The organism is Palleronia aestuarii (genome assembly GCF_003253995.1).
Classification (GTDB): domain Bacteria; phylum Pseudomonadota; class Alphaproteobacteria; order Rhodobacterales; family Rhodobacteraceae; genus Palleronia; species Palleronia aestuarii.
In genome coordinates, this window is sequence record NZ_QKZL01000011.1 from 25,398 (window position 1) to 44,256 (window position 18,859).

An 18,859-nucleotide genomic window follows, 5' to 3' on the forward strand; every position below is an offset into this window, starting at 1 on the left:
CGGTCACGGCACGAGCCGCACCCGGCCCGCCTCCGTCAGGATCGCGCTCTCGCGCCCCTCGAAGCAGACGGGGACGAGCGGCCGACCATATCCCGCGCCACCGTCTAGGTTGACGCGGTTGCCGTAATGCGTGGGCGTATCGAGCGCGGTATGGCCATGCACGACTAGCACGCCGTGGTCGCGCGTATCCTCGAGCCAGCCGTCGCGGATCCATAGAAGGTCGTCCTCCTCCTGCGCGTCGAGCGGCACGCCGGGTCGGATGCCCGCATGGACGAAGACGAGCTCCCCCTCGCGGTGCAGGATGGGCCGCGTGGCGAGGAATTCGCGATGCCCCTCGGGCACCGTCTCCCGCGCGCGCATTACGAGTTCCTGCAGCGAAAGCTCGTCCCCCCCGAGATCGTAGGAGCTGAGCGTCTCTAGGCCGCCGTTCTGCGCCATCAGGAACGCGCCCCCCTCGCCCTGCGGCAACCCGTAGGAGGCGAGCGTGGACGGCCCGCCAAGGCGACGGTTCATCCAAGACAGCCCACTCTTGATGTTGCCGTCATGCTCCGCCCCCTCGGTGAGGAACCTGAGGAACATGCGGTCGTGATTGCCCATAAGGCAGACCCAGTTCCGCCCCGCGGCGAGACCGTCGATCAGCCGGTCGAGCACGCCGCGGCTGTCCGGCCCGCGATCGGTGTAATCGCCGAGGAAGATCACCCGCGCATCCGGCCCGCCATCGGCCTCGATCAGGCCCAGGGCGCGATCGAGTTCACTCGCGTAACCGTGGATGTCGCCGACCGCATAGATCCTGTCGGTCATGTTCTTCCTCCCTGTCCATGCCCACCATCGGACGGCCCATACCTGTCCCGCGCGGCGTCACGAGATCCAGCGTTTCCTTGACGGAACCTTAATGTTTCTTAACGCCGCTCTTGATTCGATGCCGAGCGGTCGGCACCGTGGTCACGGTCGCGTGACGGTCCCTATTTTTCGGCACCCGCTCGCGCGACCATCGGGGAAAGGGGGCCATATTTCGGCCCGCCTTTCTCTCTGTCCGGGATCGCGCCTCAGGCGACGGCGAATTGCAGCGGCCGGACCGCGTTGAACAGGCCCGTGTCCTTCAGCTTCTGGAGCACGTCCTGCGGCGGCTGCTCGTCGAGATAGAGCAGCGCGATCGCCTCGCGCCCCCGCTCCGACCGGCCGAGGGTGAAGTTCGCGATGTTCACCCCGTTCTGGCCCAGCGTCTGGCCGAGCGTGCCGATGACGCCCGCCTTGTCCTCGTTCGTGGTGTAGAGCATGTGCTGCCCGATCTCCGCGTCGAGGTTGATGCCCTTGATCTGGATGAAGCGCGGTTTGCCGTCGGAGAAGACGGTGCCCGCGATCGAGCGCACCCGCTCGGGCGTCGTTACCGTGATCTTGATATAGGCCTCGAAGACGCCCGTCTGACCTTGCGTCGTGGTGGAGATGTCGATCCCGCGATCCTTCGCGAGCACCGGCGCGGACACCATGTTCACATCGGGATTGACCGACCGCATCAGCCCCGCGATGGCCGAGGTGTTGAGCGCGGCGGTGTTCATCTCCGCCACCGACCCGTCGTAGAGGATGTTGATCTCCGTCACCCCCTCCTCGGTCATCTGCCCGCAGAAGGCGCCGAGATGCTCGGCAAGCTTCAGCCACGGGCCCATCACGCGCGCCTCCTCGGCGGTGACCGACGGCATGTTGAGCGCGTTCGTGACCGCCCCCGTCAGCAGGTAATCCGACATCTGCTCGGCCACCTGCAGCGCCACGTTCTCCTGCGCCTCCGTGGTCGCCGCGCCGAGATGGGGCGTGACGACGACGTTCTCGAGATTGAAGAGCGGCGAGGCGGTGGCCGGCTCCTCGGCGAAGACGTCGAAGCCCGCGCCCGCGACCCGGCCCTCCTTCAACGCATCCGCGAGCGCCGCCTCGTCGACGAGACCGCCGCGGGCGCAGTTCACGATCCGAACCCCCGGCTTGAGCTTTGCGATCGCCTCCTTCGACAGGATGTTGCGGGTCTTGTCGGTCAGCGGCACGTGCAGCGTGATGAAGTCAGACGCCGCGAGCAGCTCGTCGAGCTCCACCTTCCGCACGCCGAGCTGGTCGGCACGCTCCTCGTTCAGGAACGGATCGTAGGCGATGACCTTCATCCTGAGGCCCCGCGCCCGGTCGATGACGATGGAGCCGATATTGCCCGCGCCGATCACGCCGAGCGTCTTGCCGGTAAGCTCGACCCCCATGAAGCGCGACTTCTCCCACTTGCCCGCATGGGTCGAGGCGTTGGCCTCGGGGATCTGGCGCGCCACCGCCATCATCAGCGAGATCGCATGTTCGGCCGTGGTGATCGAGTTGCCGAAGGGCGTGTTCATCACGATCACGCCCTTCTGGCTCGCGGCCGGGATGTCGACGTTGTCGACCCCGATCCCGGCCCGGCCGATGACCTTGAGGTTGCCCGCCTGCTCGAGAAGCTTGGCGGTGACCTTGGTGGCCGAACGGATGGCGAGACCGTCATATTCGCCGATCGCCTGGGCGAGCTTTTCCTTGTCCTTCCCGATCGACGGGTCGAACGTTACGTCGATGCCGCGATCGCGGAAGATCTGCACGGCGGTTTCCGAAAGCTTGTCGGAGACGAGAACCTTGGGGGCCATGTCTGGCACTCCTCTATGTCATCTGGAGATGTCGTGCCCCGGGTCAGGCCCGGAGCCGCTGTGGACGGGGGAGGCCCCGGGTCAGGCCCGGGGCATGTCGGTCATGGGGGAGGCGGTGCACACCTGCTGCACATCGTATGTACGCGCGGTGTACGCCGTCGGCACACGGGAGGTACGTGCGCTGTACCGGTGCTGCACATCCCGTGTACGTCCGGTGCACGCGCGGTGTACGTTCCGTGTACGCCTCAGGCGGCCTCCCGCTTCGCGTTGAGCTCGGCGTGGTAGGCCCAGTCGATCCAGGGCATCAACGCCTCGAGATCGGAGGTCTCCACCGTCGCGCCGCACCAGATCCGAAGGCCCGGAGGTGCATCGCGATAGGACCCGACATCGAGCGCCACCCCCTCCGCCTCGAGCCGCTTCGTCACCGCCTTGGCGAAGGCCGCGTCGCCCGCGACGGCCGGATCGGTGAACTTGAGACAGACGGAAGTGTTTGATTTCGTTGCGGGATCTTCGGCGAGATTGGCGATCCAGCCCTGCGCGTCGCAGAAGTCCCAGACCACCTTCGCGTTGCGGTCGGCCCGGTCCATCAGGCCCCGGAGCCCGCCCACGGACCGCCCCCAGGCCAGCGCCTGGAGGTAATCCTCGACCACCAGCATCGACGGCGTGTTGATCGTCTCGCCGCGGAAGATCCCCTCGATGAGCTTGCCGCCCTTGGTTAGCCGGAACACCTTCGGCAGCGGCCAGGAAGGCGTATAGTTTTCAAGACGTTCCACCGCTCTCGGGCTCAGGATCAGCATCCCGTGCGCCGCTTCGCCGCCCATCACCTTCTGCCAGGAGAAGGTCGCGACATCGAGCTTGTCCCACGGCAAATCCTGCGCGAACGCCGCGCTCGTCGCATCGCAGATCGTGAGCCCGCCCCGCTCCGCCGGGATCGCATCACCGTCCGGCACTCGCACGCCGGACGTCGTGCCGTTCCAGGTGAAGCAGACGTCGCGGTCGTAATCGAGCGCGCCCATGTCGACGATGCGCCCGTACTCGGCCTCATGGACATTGGCGTTGAGTTTCAACTGCTTGACCGCGTCCGTGACCCAGCCCGCGCCGAAGCTTTCCCAGGCGACCATCTCGACGGGGCGCTCGCCCAAAAGCGTCCACATGGCCATCTCGAACGCGCCCGTATCGGAGGCGGGCACGATGCCGATGCGGTAATCTTCCGGCACGCCCAGAAGCGCGCGCGTCTCGTCGATCGCCTGCGCGAGCTTAGCCTTGCCGACCGCGGCCCGGTGCGAGCGGCCGAGCGGCGCGCCGGCGAGCGCCTCGAGCGAGAATGTCGGGGGTTTGGCGCAAGGCCCTGAGGAGAAACGCGGATTAGCCGGCCGCGTGGCCGGTTGCGAGGTCGCCATCACTGGTATCCTTCCAGATATGTGCCCTTCGTTGGGGAAGGGTGTCCCGCCTTGCGATCTATCCCTCTCCGACCCGCCTGGCAAGATGGCTCGTCACGGCATCAGGCATCGCCGATCACGCGCCTGAGCGAGGCCTCGATCTGCCCCCCGCACCAGGCATCGCCGAACCGTGCATCCGTATCAGCCCGCATGGCGCTAAGGCGCGGCGTCTCCATCACCCGCGCGGACAGCGCCGCGACGCACGGAGCGTGGTCGCGCAGGCGCGGCCCGAGGGACGGCAACTTCTCCGTCATCGTGAACCAAAGCACGGCGGTGACGAGGTCCGCGAGGTCGGTCCGATCTCCGCCGAGCAGGTGCCCCTCCTCCCCGGAGAGCCCGTGGCGGCGTCCCGTCTCCTCCCAGATCGTCATCCAGCGCTCGAGGCGGGGGAGATACGCGTTCCAGCTTTCCGTGTCCCACATACTCCGCCCGCCGTTGCGGGTCATCTCGTCGAGCACGTCGTTCGCATCGCCGACAATCTTCCCGGTCAGGCCGCGCCGATGCGCATCGTCGGGCATGAGGTCCAGCGTTTCGCCCAAATAGAGCAGGATCGCCGGCATCTGCGCGAGGGCCAGGTTCTCGGCGTGATCGACCAGCATAGGCGGCGCCATGAAGGGGACCGACTGATCGTGGGGGGCCGCTTCCATGACGCCCAGGATCGCCTCCGGGTCGGGCTCCTCCCAACTCCGGTCGGCATGGGCGAGGACCGCCCTGACGAATTGTCCGCGGAACGGCACCGGCCAATAATAGAGCGCATAATCGGGCATCTTCCCCTCCCTCGCTGGCTAACAAGCGCTGCGACCCCATGACGTGTTCCGCTGGAATGCGCGCCGGTGATGTGATCTTCAGCCGCGAAAGGACGAAGAACGGAGACCCGAAATGCAGGTGGCCACCTTGACGAGCGGCGCGTCGGGCCTCGATCCGGCGCTGGCCGAAAGCCTCCGGAACGCTTGGGGCGGGGGAGACGTGGTCTGGCTTTCGCCGGACCGCGCGGCGGAATTCACCCTCGCCGTCCCGCCCGGCGACCTCGCCGCGATCCGCCGCGACATCGCGGGTTTCGGCGTCGACGTGAACGTCCAGCGCCGCGAGGGACGACGGAAGACGGTGCTCCTGGCCGACATGGACAGCACCATGATCGGGCAGGAATGCATTGACGAGCTTGCTGACATTGCAGGGGTCGGTGCCGAAGTCTCCGCCATCACTGCGCGCGCGATGAACGGAGAGCTCGATTTCGAGGACGCGCTCCGCGCACGGGTCGCGCTGCTCGAGGGGTTGGAGGAAAGCGTGATCGACCGGGTCTGGACCGAGCGTATCACGATGACGCCCGGCGGCGCCGCGCTCGTCGCCACGATGCGGGGCAACGGCGCCTATTGCGCGCTCGTCTCGGGCGGCTTCACGGCGTTCACCTCTCGCGTCGCGGCACGTCTCGGCTTCGACGAACACCGCGCCAACGCCCTCCCCGCAGCCGCCGGACGACTGACCGGGGAGGTGGCGGAGCCGATCCTCGGCAGGGACGCCAAGGTCGCGGCCCTGCGGGAGATCTGCGCCCGGCGCGGGGTCGAGCTCGCGGACGCGATGGCGGTCGGAGACGGGGCCAACGACCTGGGGATGCTGGAAGTCGCCGGGTCCGGGGTCGCGCTGCACGCCAAGCCGGCGGTGGCCGAACGGGCGCGGCTCAGGATCGACCATGGCGACCTGACCGCGCTTCTCTACCTGCAGGGCTATTCGGACGACGAGTTCACCCTGCCGTGACGGATCAGGCGAAGCCCTCCGCCTTGCGGATCCGCCCGACCTCCAGCCCCGCGCGGTTGCGGATCTTCGCATCGAGGCGCGCCAGCGTTTCCGGGTGGGCGGGGTCGAGGACACCGAGGCGCACGAGAAGCGCGGCGATCGCCGCCTCGGAAGCCCGGGTCGCACCGTCCGAAATCTTGAGCGCCACGCCCAGCTTCTGTTCGGGCAGGATCGCGACGAAGACCGCCTCTGCCCCCGTCTTGATCGCGACGCGTCCCTCCATCGCCCGCATGAGACCGGTGCAGGCGCGCCCTTCGCCGGCGACAAGGTCGGGATGGGCGCGCATGGCGGAGACGAGACGCGCCATCGCATCCTGCCGCGCCCCCGCCCCCTCGCGCGCCGCGGCGAAGGCCGCCATGGCCCGTGCGAGCCCGTGGACGCTCGTCGCGAAGTTCGGCGCGGAGCAACCGTCGATCCCGTAGGTCGGGGACGTCATTCCCGTCACCTCGTCGAAGCTCGCGCGGACCGCGCGCTGCACGGGATGGTCGAGCTCCACGTAATCCGGCCCGGCGCCGAGATGCTTCGCGAAGGTGAGAAACCCCGCATGCTTGCCGGAGCAGTTGTTATGCACCTGGCACGGCGGCTCGCCCGCACGGATCATCGCCTCGCGCGTCTCCTTGTCGCGCGAAACCTCCGTTCCGCAGAGCAGATCACCGTCGGACAGGCCAAGATCGCTCAACCAGGACGCGACACGCTCGACATGCATTGGCGCACCCTGATGCGACGCGCAGGCAAGTGCCAGGCGCTCCGGGGGCAGGTCGAGGCCCGCTTCGACCATCGGCAACGCCTGCATCATCTTGCACGACGAGCGCGGATAGATCACGGCATCGGGATCGCCCCAGGCATCGACGATCTCGCCAGAGGCATCGCAGATCACGGCATGGCCGGAATGGGCCGATTCCACGAGGTCTCCGCGGGTAACCTCAATCATCGGGACGGGTTCGGGCATCTTCTCGCCTTTCACGGCTTGGCGATTTTTCACGCCGGGGGCTTCCAAAAATCTCGAATTTGCTCTTATGGTCGCACCGCTCGAAATGGAATGGAACCGGCGATCCGTAGCGGCCCCGACAGACGGTCCGGCGGGCGGGTTCCGAGGCAGACGGCATTCGGAGGCGGCAGAGACATGAAAGCAATCCTTGCAGGAACCGCGGCGCTGGCCGTGATGACCGCAGCAGCATTCGCGCAGGAGGAGAGTACGAACCGCGTCGCGGTCGAGACTGCCTGGAGCGTCTTCGTCGAGGACGATCCGCAGGAATGCTGGAGCGTGTCGAGCCCCACGCGCACCGTCAACACGCAGGACGGTGAGACCGTTTCCGTCCGGCGCGGCGACATCCTCCTGTTCGTCACCTTCCGTCCCGGGTCCGGCGTGGAGAGCGAGGTTTCCTTCACGGGCGGTTATCCCTTCGCGGACGGCTCAACCGTCGATCTGAACATCGGCGGGACGGAGTTCGACCTCTTCACCGAAGGCGAATATGCCTGGCCCGCATCGGCGGAGGACGACGCGCGGATCGTCGAGGCGATGCAGCGCGGCTCTGATGCGACGCTTGTCGCGCGCTCCTCTCGCGGAACCCGCACGGAGGACACGTTCTCGCTCATGGGCTTCACCGCGGCGCTCGATGCCGCGCGGGCGCGCTGCACGGGCTGATCCGTCCCGACCGCCACCCTTTGCAGGCGCGGCGCGATCCTCTATATCGTTTCTCTGACCCCGATCCGAGGACGATGAGATGACCGCGCCCGCCGTGCCGATCACGCAGGACATGCTGACCCTGCCCCGCAAGCCCGTCGAAGGGTCGCGCACCAATCTGATCGGATTGACCCGTGACGGCCTTCGCGACGCCCTGATCGCCGCAGGGACGCCGGAGCGGCAGGCGAAGATGCGCGCGGGCCAGGTCTGGCAGTGGATCTACCAGAAGGGCGTGCGCGATTTCGAGGCGATGACGAACCTCGCCAAGCCCTACCGCGCGCTCCTCGCGGACCATTTCGAAGTCAGTGTGCCGGAGGTGGTCCGGCGCGAGGTCTCGTCCGACGGCACGCGGAAATACCTTCTCCGGATCGCCGGTGGCCATGAGGTCGAGGCCGTTTACATCCCCGAGGAGGGTCGCGGAACGCTCTGCATTTCCTCCCAGGTCGGCTGCACGCTCACCTGCTCCTTCTGCCATACGGGCACGCAGCGGCTGGTGCGCAACCTCACGCCCGGGGAAATCGTGGGCCAGATCATGGTCGCCCGCGACGATCTCGGCGAATGGCCCGCGCCAGGTCGCAATCCGAAGGACGAGACCCGGCTCCTGTCGAACATCGTGCTCATGGGCATGGGAGAGCCGCTCTACAATTTCGAGGCGGTCCGGGACGCGATGAAGATAGCGATGGATCCCGAGGGGATTTCGCTCTCGCGCCGCCGCATCACGCTGAGCACGTCCGGCGTCGTGCCGGAGATCGCCCGGACGGCGGCCGAGATCGGGTGCCTGCTCGCGGTGTCGTTCCACGCGACGACGGACGAGGTGCGCGATCGGCTCGTTCCGATCAACAAGCGCTGGAACATCGCTACGCTCCTCGACGCGCTCCGCACTTATCCGAAGGTCTCCAACTCGGAGCGGATCACGTTCGAATACGTGATGCTGAAGGACGTCAACGACAGCGACGAGGATGCGCGGCGGCTGGTAAAGCTGATCGAGGGGATTCCGGCGAAGATCAACCTCATCCCCTTCAACGAATGGCCGGGCGCACCTTACGAACGGTCGTCGAACAATCGCATCCGCGCCTTCGCCGACATCGTGCACAAGGCGGGATACGCCTCCCCTATTCGTACGCCGCGCGGGGAGGACATCATGGCCGCCTGCGGTCAGCTCAAGTCCGAGACTGAACGGGTGCGGAAGTCGAAGCGCGCCGCCGTCTGAGGCCTTACGCTTCTTGGGTCGGCAGGCCTATGGTTCGGGGCAGCCGGCGCAATCGAGTATCGACCGGCTGGCGTCCCCTTACAAGCGAAGCGGGCTAGATCGATCAGTTCTGCGCGTCGGTGCCCGAGGCTTCTCCGCCCCCGGATGACCCGGCCGATCCGCCGGCATCGCTGCCTCCGGCGTCGACGTTCGTATCGCCACCGCCGCCGCCCATCTCCGCGCCGCCACCCATGCCGAAGACGACATAGGCCAGAATGGCGACGACGACGACCAGACCGCCGAGAATGAAGGCCATTCCCTTGCCTCCCGAGGAGCGCTCGACACGGGTCTCCCGCGTGACATGGGTATCGCGATCTCTGTCGGTCATCTGATCCTGCCTCCGGATTATCTCCCTAGGGTTGTGCTGCGAACGGCTCGTCGCGTCAATATCCATCCGACACGGCCGGCGCGGCCCGGATCATGCCAAAGCGCGACGGTCACGTTGACCGACGGCCGCATGCGGCGCACCGTCGGACACGCATGCCCCGCCACGGAGCATGGAGGGTTCAGGTGTCGAGGTTCTCCACGCTCAAGGCGTTCGAGCGGATGAAGTCGCGGCGCGGCTCCACCACGTCGCCCATGAGCTTGGTGAAGACATCGTCGGCTTCCGCCACGTCCTCCACCTTGACCTGCAGGAGCGTGCGCGCCTCCGGATCGAGCGTCGTCTCCCAGAGCTGGTCGGGGTTCATCTCGCCCAAGCCCTTATAACGCTGCAACGTCAGCCCACGCTCGCCCTCGTCGGTGATCGCATCCAGAAGATCGAGCGGCCCGTGGATCACCAGCTCGCGCTCCTTCCGGACGAGCGCCGCGGGGTCGCGGTAGACACCCTGGAGCGCGCCCGTCTGCTCGCCGAGACGCCGCGCCTCGCCCGAACGCAGGACCGCGCCGTCGAGCGTGCGGATCTCCTCCACGCCGCGCAGGATGCGGGCAAGGCGGATGCCGTGATCCTGGGTGATGCGGCCCTGCCAGCCGGTCTCGTATTCCAGCGCGATCTGGTCGAGGCGCGCGGCGACGTTCTCCGCCGTGCCCTGCAGATCCCGCTGGGCCTGTCCCGGCTCGAAGGCGCCCGCGATCGCGGCCTGCTCGAGGATGCGACGGGGATAATGGGTCGGGAAGGCCTGCAGGATGCGCCGGACCTGCCGGGCTTCCTCGACCACGCGCAGGAGATCGCGGCCCGCGATCTCGTCACCGTTCGTGAGACGCAGGACTGCCCCCTCGACACCCTGCTGGATGAGGTAATCCTCGAGGCTGGCCTCGTCCTTCAAATACACTTCCGACCGTCCGCGCATTACCTTATAGAGCGGCGGCTGCGCGATGTAGAGATACCCCCCCTCGATGATCTCCGGCATCTGGCGGAAGAAGAAGGTGAGAAGCAGCGTGCGGATATGCGCGCCGTCCACGTCCGCATCCGTCATGATGATGATCTTGTGGTAGCGCAGTTTGGTGATGTCGAACTCGTCGCGACCGATCCCCGTGCCGAAGGCGGTGATAAGCGTGCCGATCTCGTTCGATCCGAGCATCCGGTCGAAGCGGGCCCGCTCCACGTTCAGGATCTTGCCCCTGAGCGGCAGGACCGCCTGGTTGAACCGTGCTCGCCCCTGCTTGGCCGAGCCCCCGGCGCTGTCGCCCTCGACGAGGAACACCTCGCGCTGCGCCGGGTCCTTGGTCTGGCAATCGGCGAGCTTGCCGGGCAGGTTCGCGACGTCGAGCGCGGATTTCTTCCGCGTCATCTCGCGCGCCTTCCGCGCCGCCTCCCGCGCGAGCGCGGCTTCCACGATCTTGGTGACGATCTGGCGCGCCTCGTTGGGGTTCTCCTCGAACCACTCCGAGAGCTTCTCGTTCACGAGGCCCTCGACGGCGGGACGCACCTCCGACGAGACGAGCTTGTCCTTGGTCTGGCTGGAGAACTTCGGGTCAGGCACCTTCACCGACAGCACGCAGGTCAGCCCCTCGCGCGCGTCGTCCCCGGTGAAATTCACCTTCTCCTTCCGTGCGATGCCGCTCGATCCGGCATAGAGGTTGATCGTCCGTGTCAGCGCGCCGCGGAAACCCGCCATGTGCGTGCCGCCGTCGCGCTGCGGGATATTGTTGGTGAACGGCAGCACCATCTCGTTGTAGCTGTCGTTCCACCACATCGCGACCTCGACGGTGATGCCTTCCCGTTCCCCGGTGAAGAAGATGGGCTCCGGGATCATCGGCGTCTTCGATCGGTCGAGATACTTGACGAACTCGCGCACGCCGCCCTCGTAGAAGAGCACCGTCTCGATCGCTTCGGCCGGGCGCTCGTCGCGCAGGATTATCCGCACGCCGGAATTGAGGAAGGCGAGCTCGCGGAGCCGGCTTTCCAGCGTCTTGAAGACGAAATCGCGGTTCGAGAACGTCTCCGTGGAGGCGAGGAAGCGGACCTCCGTGCCCTTGCGCCCGTTCGCGTCGCCGACGACCTCGAGGGACTTGACGGTGTCACCACGCTCGAACCTCGCGTGATGCTCGCGTCCGTCGCGCCAGATCCGAAGCTCCAGCCAGTCCGAGAGCGCGTTGACGACCGAGACGCCGACGCCGTGCAGGCCGCCCGAAACCTTGTAGCTGTTCTGGTCGAACTTCCCGCCCGCGTGGAGCTGGGTCATGATGACCTCCGCCGCGCTGACGCCCTCTTCCTCGTGGATGCCCACGGGGATCCCGCGACCGTTATCGCTGACGGAAACGCTGTCGTCGGCGTGAAGCGTGACCGTCACCGCGTCGGCGTGACCCGCCAACGCCTCGTCGATCCCGTTGTCCACGACCTCGTAGACCATGTGATGCAGGCCGGAGCCGTCATCGGTATCGCCGATATACATCCCGGGCCGCTTTCGCACGGCCTCCAGTCCCTTGAGGACCTTGATGGAATCGGCACCGTAATCGTCCCGCTGCAGGGTACTGTCGCTCATATCCGCCCGTCATCTCGATTGCTGCGCATTTCTACTTGCTTTCGTTGGACTTGTCACGCAGCCCCACAAGATTTGGTGTCAGAGAAAGGGAATTACGAGCCCGACGACGATCAGCAGGATGCCGGCCGCGGTATTCGTGCGCCGCACCGCCCGGGGCGAGGCCAGTAGCCGGCGGATCCGCCCCACGCTCGCCGCGAGGATCAGGTTGCCCGTGAACGGAACGAGCGCGGAAATCGCGCATATGGCGAAGATGTCGGTCGGGGTCAGCCGTCGGAGATCGAAGAAACCAGGCAGCATTCCGGCATAGAAGAGGATCGCCTTGGGATTGCCGAGGATCACGGCGAGTCCCGCGACGAAGCCCGCGATCCGCCCCGGGCGGGTCAGCCGCGCGTTCCGCCCGATCTCCGCATCCCGGTGGCGCAGGATCGCGGCGCCCATGACGAGAAAGACGAGGCAGGCGATCCAGCGCATCACGTCGAGGACGCCTGCATGGGCGGAGACGATCCAGGAAAGGCCCAAGATGGCCACGAGCGGCCACAGAACGTCGCCGATCACCACGCCCATCGCGAGCGGCCAGGCGGCACCGAATCCCCCCGAGAGCGTACGCGCGAGAAGCGCGACCCAGACCGGTCCGGGCGTGAGGAAGAGGGCGAAAAGGCCGGCCGCGTAGAGGCCGAGATCGAGGGGCGAGAGCGTCATGCACGACCCAAGGGACGGACCGCGGAAAATGGCAAGCCTAAACCGTAGCGACGCGGCTCTCGCCCGCCGTCTCCGTCACCGCGAATCGCTGCGCGCGTTGGCCGAGGTCGTCGAAGAGCTCCGCCCCCGTGCCGGTCATCCAGGCCTGCGAGCCGAGAAGCTCGATCTCGTCGTAGAGCGCAGCGCGGCGGTCGGCGTCGAGATGCGCGGCCACCTCGTCGAGAAGGAGGATCGGCGGCGCGCCCACCTCCGCCGCGAGCGCGCGGGCATTGGCGAGGATCAGCGATATGAGAAGCGCCTTCTGCTCGCCCGTGGAGCAGAGGGCGGCGGCCACGCCCTTCTCGCGGTACGTGGCGGAGAGATCGGCCCGGTGCGGTCCAATGAGCGTGCGGCCCGCCGCCATGTCGCGGCCCCGCCCGTCCGCGAGCGCCTTGGCATCGAACGTGGGCATGTCGGGCGGATCGACAATGGCGAGATCGGACACGGGAAAGGCCGTGGCCGAGGCATCCTGCGCGTCGACCACCCGTTCCACAGCCTGCGCGCGTCCGGCGATCATCCGCGCGCCGCTCGCCGCCATCTGCCGCTCGAGCGCGCCGTACCAGGCCGGGTCGCGGATGCCGTCGCGCAGCAGGCGATTGCGTTCCCGCATTGCCTTCTCGTAGCCAAGCGCCGCCTCGCCATGCTCGGGATCGAAACCGAGCGCCATGCGGTCGAGGAACCGCCTGCGCCCCTCGGCCCCCTCGATCCAGAGCCGGTCCATCGACGGCACGAGCCAGAGCACGCGAAGGAGCGCCCCGAGCGCGGCCTGTGATTGGGCCTTGCCGTTGATGCGAACGGTACGGGGCTGTCCGGCCTCGGCGCGGATGTCGATCTCGTGCGCACCCTCTCGACCCTCGATTGCGGCCCCGATGCGCCAGCCGAGCGATTGCGGCCGGCGACCGAGCTCGTCGGCCGCCGCACGACGCAGTCCGCGGCCGGGAGAAAGCAGCGAGATCGCCTCGATCAGATTGGTCTTGCCCGCCCCGTTCGGCCCGTAGATCGCAACGGGGCGCGCGTCCACGGCGATCTCGGTACGCAGATGCGAGCGAAAATGCGAAAGTGAGAGCGACGAGACATGCATGTCTCAGCCGGGAAGACGGTCCGTCACACCCGCATCGGCATGACCACGTAGACGGCCGAGGTGTCGTCACCTTCCCGCATCAGGGTCGGGTCGCCGGAGGAATTGAAGAGAAAGACGGCATTCTCCCGATCGACTTGCGAGGCGATCTCGAGCAGGTACTTCGCGTTGAACCCGATCTCGAGCTTCTCGTCGGCATAGGCGACGACGAGCTCCTCCTCCGCATTGCCCGCATCGGGCGCGTTCACCGAGAGGATCAGCCGGTCCTCGTCGAGCTGCATCTTCACCGCCCGCGACCGCTCGCTCGAGACGGTGGCGACCCGATCGACCGCACGGGCGAAATCGCTGGCGTCGACCTCGAGCTTGCGGGAATTGCCTTGCGGTATGACGCGTGAATAGTCGGGGAACGTGCCGTCGATCACTTTGGAGGTCAGCGTGATCTCCGGCGTGGCGAAGCGGATCTTCGTCTCCGACACGGAGACCTCGATCTTCATCTCGTCGTCCTCGAGTAGCTTGCGAAGCTCGCCCACCGCCTTGCGCGGCACGATCACGCCGGGCATGCCCTCTGCCCCTTCGGGCAGTTCAGCGTCGATCCGCGCAAGACGATGGCCATCCGTGGCTACGCAGCGCAGGACCTGGCGTCCCTCGGCATCGGCAACGTGCATGTAGACGCCGTTGAGATAGTAGCGGGTCTCCTCCGTGGAGATCGCGAATTTCGACTTGTCGAAGAGCCGCCGCAGAACGGGCGCCGGCGCGGTGAAGGTCGAGTCGTATTCGCTCGTCGCCATCACCGGAAAATCCTGCCGCGGCAGCGTAGCGAGCGCGAAGCTCGACCGCCCGGCCTCCACGTTCAGGCGTCCGGACGCGCCGTCATCGGTGAGCGAAACGAGCGCCCCGTCGGGCAGCTTGCGCACGATCTCGTGGAAGGTGACGGCGTTCACGGTGCTCGATCCCGCGCGCTCAACCTTCGCGGGTGCGTTGTCGACCACCTCGATGTCAAGATCGGTGGCGCGGAACTTGATCTCGTCGCCCTCCGCCTCGATCAGGACGTTGGCGAGGATCGGGATCGTGTTGCGCCGCTCGACGACGGATTGCGCCCGCGCCACCGCCCGAAGAAGCGCCGCGCGTTCGATACTCAGTTTCATGTCCCACTCCAAGCCCTGCCACGGGTCGGCGAAGCTATCTGCTTTTTGCACCTACGCAACCGGTTTCGTCGCCCGACCGCCGATCGCCGGGCAGCGGCGCGATCAGATCGGCCGCAGCGAACGGCGCAGCATGTCGATGTCCTCGGCGATCTGCGGATCGGAGAGCCGCAACTCCTCGATTCGCTTGATCCCGTGCATGATCGTCGTGTGGTCGCGGTTGCCGAAACGCCGCGCGATCTCGGGCAGGGAGCGATCGGTCATCTCTTTGGCGAGGTACATCGCCACCTGCCGCGGACGCGCGAAGACCCGGCTGCGGCGCGGACCGAGAAGTTCGCTCAGGCGAATGTTGTAATGGTCCGCGGTGGAGCGCTGGATCTGGTCGATCGTCGTCTTGCGGTCGTTGATGCGCAGGATGTCGCGGAGACATTCCTCCGCCGCGGCGAGATCGACCTCGCGCCCGATGAGCGAGCCGAAGGCGTAAAGGCGCTTCAGCGCGCCCTCCATCTCGCGCACGTTCTTCGTCACTCGGTGCGCGAGCAGCTCGAGCACGCCGTCACCGATCACCACGTCGCCATAGATCGGAGCGTAGACTTCCACCTTGCGTTGCAGAATGCCGAGACGGAGCTCGTAGGAGGTCGGGTGCACGTCCACCACGAGGCCGGAATTGAGGCGGCTAACGATTCGGCTCTCCAGCCCCTGGATTTCGCCCGGTGCGCAATCGGCGGAGATGATGATCTGCTTCTTCTGCTCCACGAGGGCGTTGAACGTGTGGAAAAACTCCTCCTGCGTGCTGTCCTTGCCGGCGATGAACTGAACGTCGTCGACCATCAGCACGTCGACGGAACGGAAGAGATGCTTGAAGTCGATCATCTGCCGGTCGCGGAGCGCCTGAATGAAGCGGTACATGAATTGCTCGGCGGAGAGGTAGAGCACGCGCGCATCCGGCTCCCGCGCCTGCAGCTCCCACGCGATGGCGTGCATCAGGTGCGTCTTGCCGAGGCCCGTCCCGCCATAGAGGAAGAGCGGGTTGAACGCGATCGCCATCCCCTCCGCCACGCGGCGGGCGGCGGCGTGGGCCAACTCGTTGGGCTTGCCAACGACGAAAGTGTCGAAGGTGCAGAACTCGTCCAGATCGCAGCCGCCCAGCGGTTCCCGTTGGGCATCGGGGGCCGTCTCGGACACCGCGGCCCGTGCCGGCGGAGGGACCACGTCCGCCGGGGCCGTGTCGTTGGCGGCCGCACCCCGGTCGACCACGAAAGCGAGGCGCCGCACGGTCGCGCCGCCCGACGTCACCTCCGTCAGGATGTGATCGCCGTAATAGCGCTCGACCCAATCACCCATGAAGCTCGAATGGACGCGAAAGGTCAGGATGCCGTCGCGCAGATCGGCGAATTCGAGCGGCTCGATCCAGGTGACGAAGTTGTTGTGCCCGACCTTCAGCTTCAGTCGCTGCTGGGCAGCCCGCCAGGAATCCCGTGTCATTCGCCTCTCGCCTCTCGTCCATACTGCCCCGGGCGTCTGCCGACGCGCCTCGATACGATCAGGACGTGGGAGGTCCGGACAAACAGCTACCGGTCTCCCGATCGGAATCGGAAGGCGGCGCCGGGCCGGCGCATCGGGCAAGACGTCGCAATCCAACCCGAGTGGCAGCCGGGCTGAGCGGATCGCGGATCTCGCAAGATGAATCGGACATGCCCGGAAGCCGGGTCGGATCTCGATACGGATGTTGCCGTATGTGATCCAGGCTGAAAGTCGGTCTATCTCGTCGCGCTTTTTCTTGCTGTTGCGCGCCGGGTCGCCGCTCTCGATCGCCTCATGCCCCCCCAGGTCGTGAATCGCAACGCCAAGGTAGCAAGGGGTTTCGGAGCCGCGCAACCGATCAATCGCGTTGACACTGGCGATTTCGACCGTCGAATCTCGTAAGCCTCTGGAACTGCGACAAACCCCCATCGACGGTTTCAGAAACAGAAAAGAGCACGACCTTTGGGCGTGCTCTTCAAGTCGCAGTTCGCGCGATAGTGGCGCTCAGCCGAGCGCGTTCACACGGCTCGCAAGCCGGGAAATTTTCCGCGAAGCGGTGTTCTTGTGAAAGACGCCCTTCGAGACGCCACGCATCAGTTCGGGCTGAGCGGCTTTCAGCGCATCGCCGGCAGCGGACTTGTCGCCGGACGCGATCGCTTCCTCGACACGGCGCAGGAAGGTGCGGATGCGGGACCGGCGCGCCTTGTTGATCTGGAAACGCCGTTCGTTCTGACGGGCGCGCTTTTTGGATTGCGGCGTATTGGCCATGGGTCGAGCCTTTCTCGGTACGTTGACAGCAATATCGGGTCGCACGCGGACCACCGCCCCCAGACCGAATCCAGGATCATCCGGCCGAAGCGGGCCTCACGCGCATGTAGGCCGCGCCAATATCGCGCGCGGCGCCGAATGTGAAGGAAAATCTGCTTCCGGCATCCTCACCGGTCGCGGAACTGCGCCTCGCGTTTGTCGACGAACGCGCCCATCCCTTCCGCCTGGTCCTCCGTGGCGAACATCGCCTGGAAGAGCCGACGCTCGTGCAGGACGCCTTCGGAAAGCGTGGTCTCGTAGCTGCGATTGACCGATTCCTTGACCGCCATCACCGCGACCGCCGATTTCTCGGTGATCTTCTGTGCAGCGGTCATGACCTCCTCCATCAGCTTCTTGGCGGGAACGACGCGGCTGACGAGGCCCGACCGCTCCGCCTCCTCGGCATCCATGAACCGCCCGGTGAGATGCATCTCCATGGCCTTCGACTTGCCGACGAAACGGGTGAGCCGCTGCGTACCGCCAAGGCCCGCCACGACACCGAGATTGATCTCGGGTTGCCCGAACTTGGCGGTATCGGCGGCGATGATGAAGTCGCACATCATGGCAAGTTCGCAGCCACCGCCGAGCGCGTAGCCCGCGACGGCGGCGATGATCGGCTTGCGACAGCGCTCGAGCGCGTGCGCCTCCCGGCCGAAGAGGTCCTCCGTGAAGACGTCGACGAAGCTTTTCTCCGACATCTCCTTGACGTCGGCCCCGGCAGCGAACGCCTTCTCGGAGCCCGCGAGGACGAGACAGCGGACACGCTCGTTGCGCTCCGCCTCGTCCACCGCCTGCGCGAGTTCCCGCAGCATCGCCGTGTTGAGGGCGTTGAGGGCATCCGGGCGGTTCAGCCGGATCAGGCAAACGTGGTCGTCCACGTCGACTGTGATGGTCTTGAAAGCCATGTAATCCGCTTTCGCTGTTGGCGACAGAACCGAAGCCTTAACAGCGTTGGATGGGCATTTGAACTATCTTTGACAGACCGGGCAGTGGAAGGTCGATCGTCCCGATTGAACGATCCGCCGCACAGTCCCGGCGCAACCTTCGGTCGGACAATCCGCTCCCTCCCGGTCGTAAACGCGGAACGTATGCTGGAAGTATCCCATCGCGCCGTCGGCCTGGCGGTAATCCCTCAGCGACGAGCCGCCGGCCGCGATCGCGTCCTCGAGCGTCTTGCGGATCACGGGGACGAGCGCCGCGACCCGTGGCGCAGCGATCCGTCCGGCCTGCCGGCGCGGAGAAATCCGCGCCCGGTGGAGCGCCTCGCAGACGTAGATGTTGCCGAGGCCCGCGACGATCCGCTGGTCAAGGAGCGCCGCCTTCACCGGACTGCGTCGCCCGCGGAACGCCGCGACGAGATAGGATTCGTCGAACGCGTTGCCGAGCGGCTCCGGCCCGAGTTTTGCGAGGAGCCAGTGATCGTCGAGCGCGGCGGTCGCCACTAGATCCATCGCGCCGAAGCGGCGGGGATCGTTGAAGGTGATGCGCGCGCCCGCATCGGTCCAGAGGACGACGTGGTCGTGCTTCGCCGTCGGCTCGGGGTCGCGGTGGAAGGTCGCGGTAGGCACGTGGTCGACCTGCATCCGTCCCGACATGCCGAGATGGACGATGAGCGTCTCCCCGGTATCGAGCGTGGCGAGCAGGTATTTCGACCGCCGCCCGAGATGGATCACCCCCGCTCCGGTCAGCCGTTCGCCCATCCGCGCGGGAAAGGGCCAGCGCAGGTCAGGCCGGTTCACCTCGGCGCGAACGATGCGACGGCTATCGAGAACCGGCGCCAATCCGCGACGAACCGTCTCGACCTCCGGCAATTCGGGCATTTCTGATTGCTCCTTCACGGG

17 protein-coding genes are annotated in these 18,859 nt (G+C 66.5%); 3 read left to right on the forward strand and 14 right to left on the reverse strand.

The genetic code is table 11. The features are described 5' to 3' along the window. Nucleotides 1-3 precede the first annotated feature (3 nt). From LX81_RS12940 to gst, 4 genes are all read right to left on the reverse strand, one after another. Complete coding sequence (locus LX81_RS12940) at nucleotides 4-801, reverse strand: metallophosphoesterase family protein (protein ID WP_111537752.1); 798 nt, start codon at nucleotides 799-801, stop codon at nucleotides 4-6. 245 nt (nucleotides 802-1,046) lie between these two features. Continuing rightward, nucleotides 1,047-2,642 carry a phosphoglycerate dehydrogenase gene (gene serA / locus LX81_RS12945; protein WP_111537753.1) on the reverse strand — a complete coding sequence of 532 codons (1,596 nt, stop codon included), beginning with the start codon at nucleotides 2,640-2,642 and terminating at the stop codon, nucleotides 1,047-1,049. Nucleotides 2,643-2,887: 245 nt separating this feature from the next. Then, nucleotides 2,888-4,042: a phosphoserine transaminase gene (locus LX81_RS12950; RefSeq protein WP_111537754.1), complete on the reverse strand. Its 1,155-nt coding sequence runs from the start codon at nucleotides 4,040-4,042 to the stop codon at nucleotides 2,888-2,890. Nucleotides 4,043-4,143: 101 nt separating this feature from the next. Then, entirely contained in the window at nucleotides 4,144-4,848 is a 705-nt protein-coding gene (gene gst / locus LX81_RS12955; protein ID WP_111537755.1) for a glutathione transferase, Atu5508 family, read from the reverse strand. 112 nt (nucleotides 4,849-4,960) lie between these two features. Between gst and serB the strand changes: the two genes are divergently transcribed. After that, entirely contained in the window at nucleotides 4,961-5,833 is an 873-nt protein-coding gene (serB, locus tag LX81_RS12960) for a phosphoserine phosphatase SerB (protein WP_111537756.1), read from the forward strand. A 4-nt stretch (nucleotides 5,834-5,837) separates the two neighbouring features. On the opposite strand, the gene LX81_RS12965 is transcribed toward serB, so the two are convergent. Continuing rightward, a complete protein-coding gene (locus LX81_RS12965) occupies nucleotides 5,838-6,821 on the reverse strand; it encodes an asparaginase (RefSeq protein ID WP_111537827.1) in 984 nt (327 codons plus the stop codon). Between the two features lie 174 nt (nucleotides 6,822-6,995). Between LX81_RS12965 and LX81_RS12970 the strand changes: the two genes are divergently transcribed. Continuing rightward, nucleotides 6,996-7,517 (forward strand): invasion associated locus B family protein, encoded by a 522-nt coding sequence (locus LX81_RS12970; protein WP_111537757.1) that lies wholly within the window; start codon nucleotides 6,996-6,998, stop codon nucleotides 7,515-7,517. Nucleotides 7,518-7,596: 79 nt separating this feature from the next. After that, complete coding sequence (gene rlmN, locus LX81_RS12975) at nucleotides 7,597-8,766, forward strand: dual-specificity RNA methyltransferase RlmN (protein WP_111537758.1); 1,170 nt, start codon at nucleotides 7,597-7,599, stop codon at nucleotides 8,764-8,766. Between the two features lie 103 nt (nucleotides 8,767-8,869). Here rlmN and LX81_RS12980 read toward each other — a convergent pair whose 3' ends face one another. The 9 genes from LX81_RS12980 to mutM form a co-directional block, all read right to left on the reverse strand. Further along, nucleotides 8,870-9,133 (reverse strand): hypothetical protein, encoded by a 264-nt coding sequence (locus LX81_RS12980; RefSeq protein ID WP_111537759.1) that lies wholly within the window; start codon nucleotides 9,131-9,133, stop codon nucleotides 8,870-8,872. Between the two features lie 178 nt (nucleotides 9,134-9,311). After that, nucleotides 9,312-11,729, reverse strand: coding sequence for a DNA topoisomerase (ATP-hydrolyzing) subunit B (gene gyrB, locus LX81_RS12985; protein ID WP_111537760.1), 2,418 nt, complete (start codon nucleotides 11,727-11,729; stop codon nucleotides 9,312-9,314). Nucleotides 11,730-11,807: 78 nt separating this feature from the next. Next, nucleotides 11,808-12,428 carry a LysE family translocator gene (locus LX81_RS12990; protein WP_111537761.1) on the reverse strand — a complete coding sequence of 207 codons (621 nt, stop codon included), beginning with the start codon at nucleotides 12,426-12,428 and terminating at the stop codon, nucleotides 11,808-11,810. Between the two features lie 37 nt (nucleotides 12,429-12,465). Beyond that, nucleotides 12,466-13,548, reverse strand: coding sequence for a DNA replication/repair protein RecF (recF, locus tag LX81_RS12995; protein WP_111537762.1), 1,083 nt, complete (start codon nucleotides 13,546-13,548; stop codon nucleotides 12,466-12,468). 23 nt (nucleotides 13,549-13,571) lie between these two features. Next, nucleotides 13,572-14,690: a DNA polymerase III subunit beta gene (gene dnaN, locus LX81_RS13000; RefSeq protein WP_111537763.1), complete on the reverse strand. Its 1,119-nt coding sequence runs from the start codon at nucleotides 14,688-14,690 to the stop codon at nucleotides 13,572-13,574. 102 nt (nucleotides 14,691-14,792) lie between these two features. Further along, entirely contained in the window at nucleotides 14,793-16,172 is a 1,380-nt protein-coding gene (dnaA, locus tag LX81_RS13005; protein ID WP_111537764.1) for a chromosomal replication initiator protein DnaA, read from the reverse strand. Between the two features lie 543 nt (nucleotides 16,173-16,715). Further along, nucleotides 16,716-16,979, reverse strand: coding sequence for a 30S ribosomal protein S20 (rpsT, locus tag LX81_RS13010; protein ID WP_111537765.1), 264 nt, complete (start codon nucleotides 16,977-16,979; stop codon nucleotides 16,716-16,718). A 167-nt stretch (nucleotides 16,980-17,146) separates the two neighbouring features. Next, the gene (locus tag LX81_RS13015) at nucleotides 17,147-17,923 is read right to left on the reverse strand and encodes an enoyl-CoA hydratase (protein ID WP_111537766.1); all 777 of its coding nucleotides are present in this window, start codon (nucleotides 17,921-17,923) and stop codon (nucleotides 17,147-17,149) included. 63 nt (nucleotides 17,924-17,986) lie between these two features. Further along, entirely contained in the window at nucleotides 17,987-18,838 is an 852-nt protein-coding gene (gene mutM / locus LX81_RS13020) for a bifunctional DNA-formamidopyrimidine glycosylase/DNA-(apurinic or apyrimidinic site) lyase (RefSeq protein WP_111537767.1), read from the reverse strand. Between the last annotated feature and the right edge of the window lie 21 nt (nucleotides 18,839-18,859).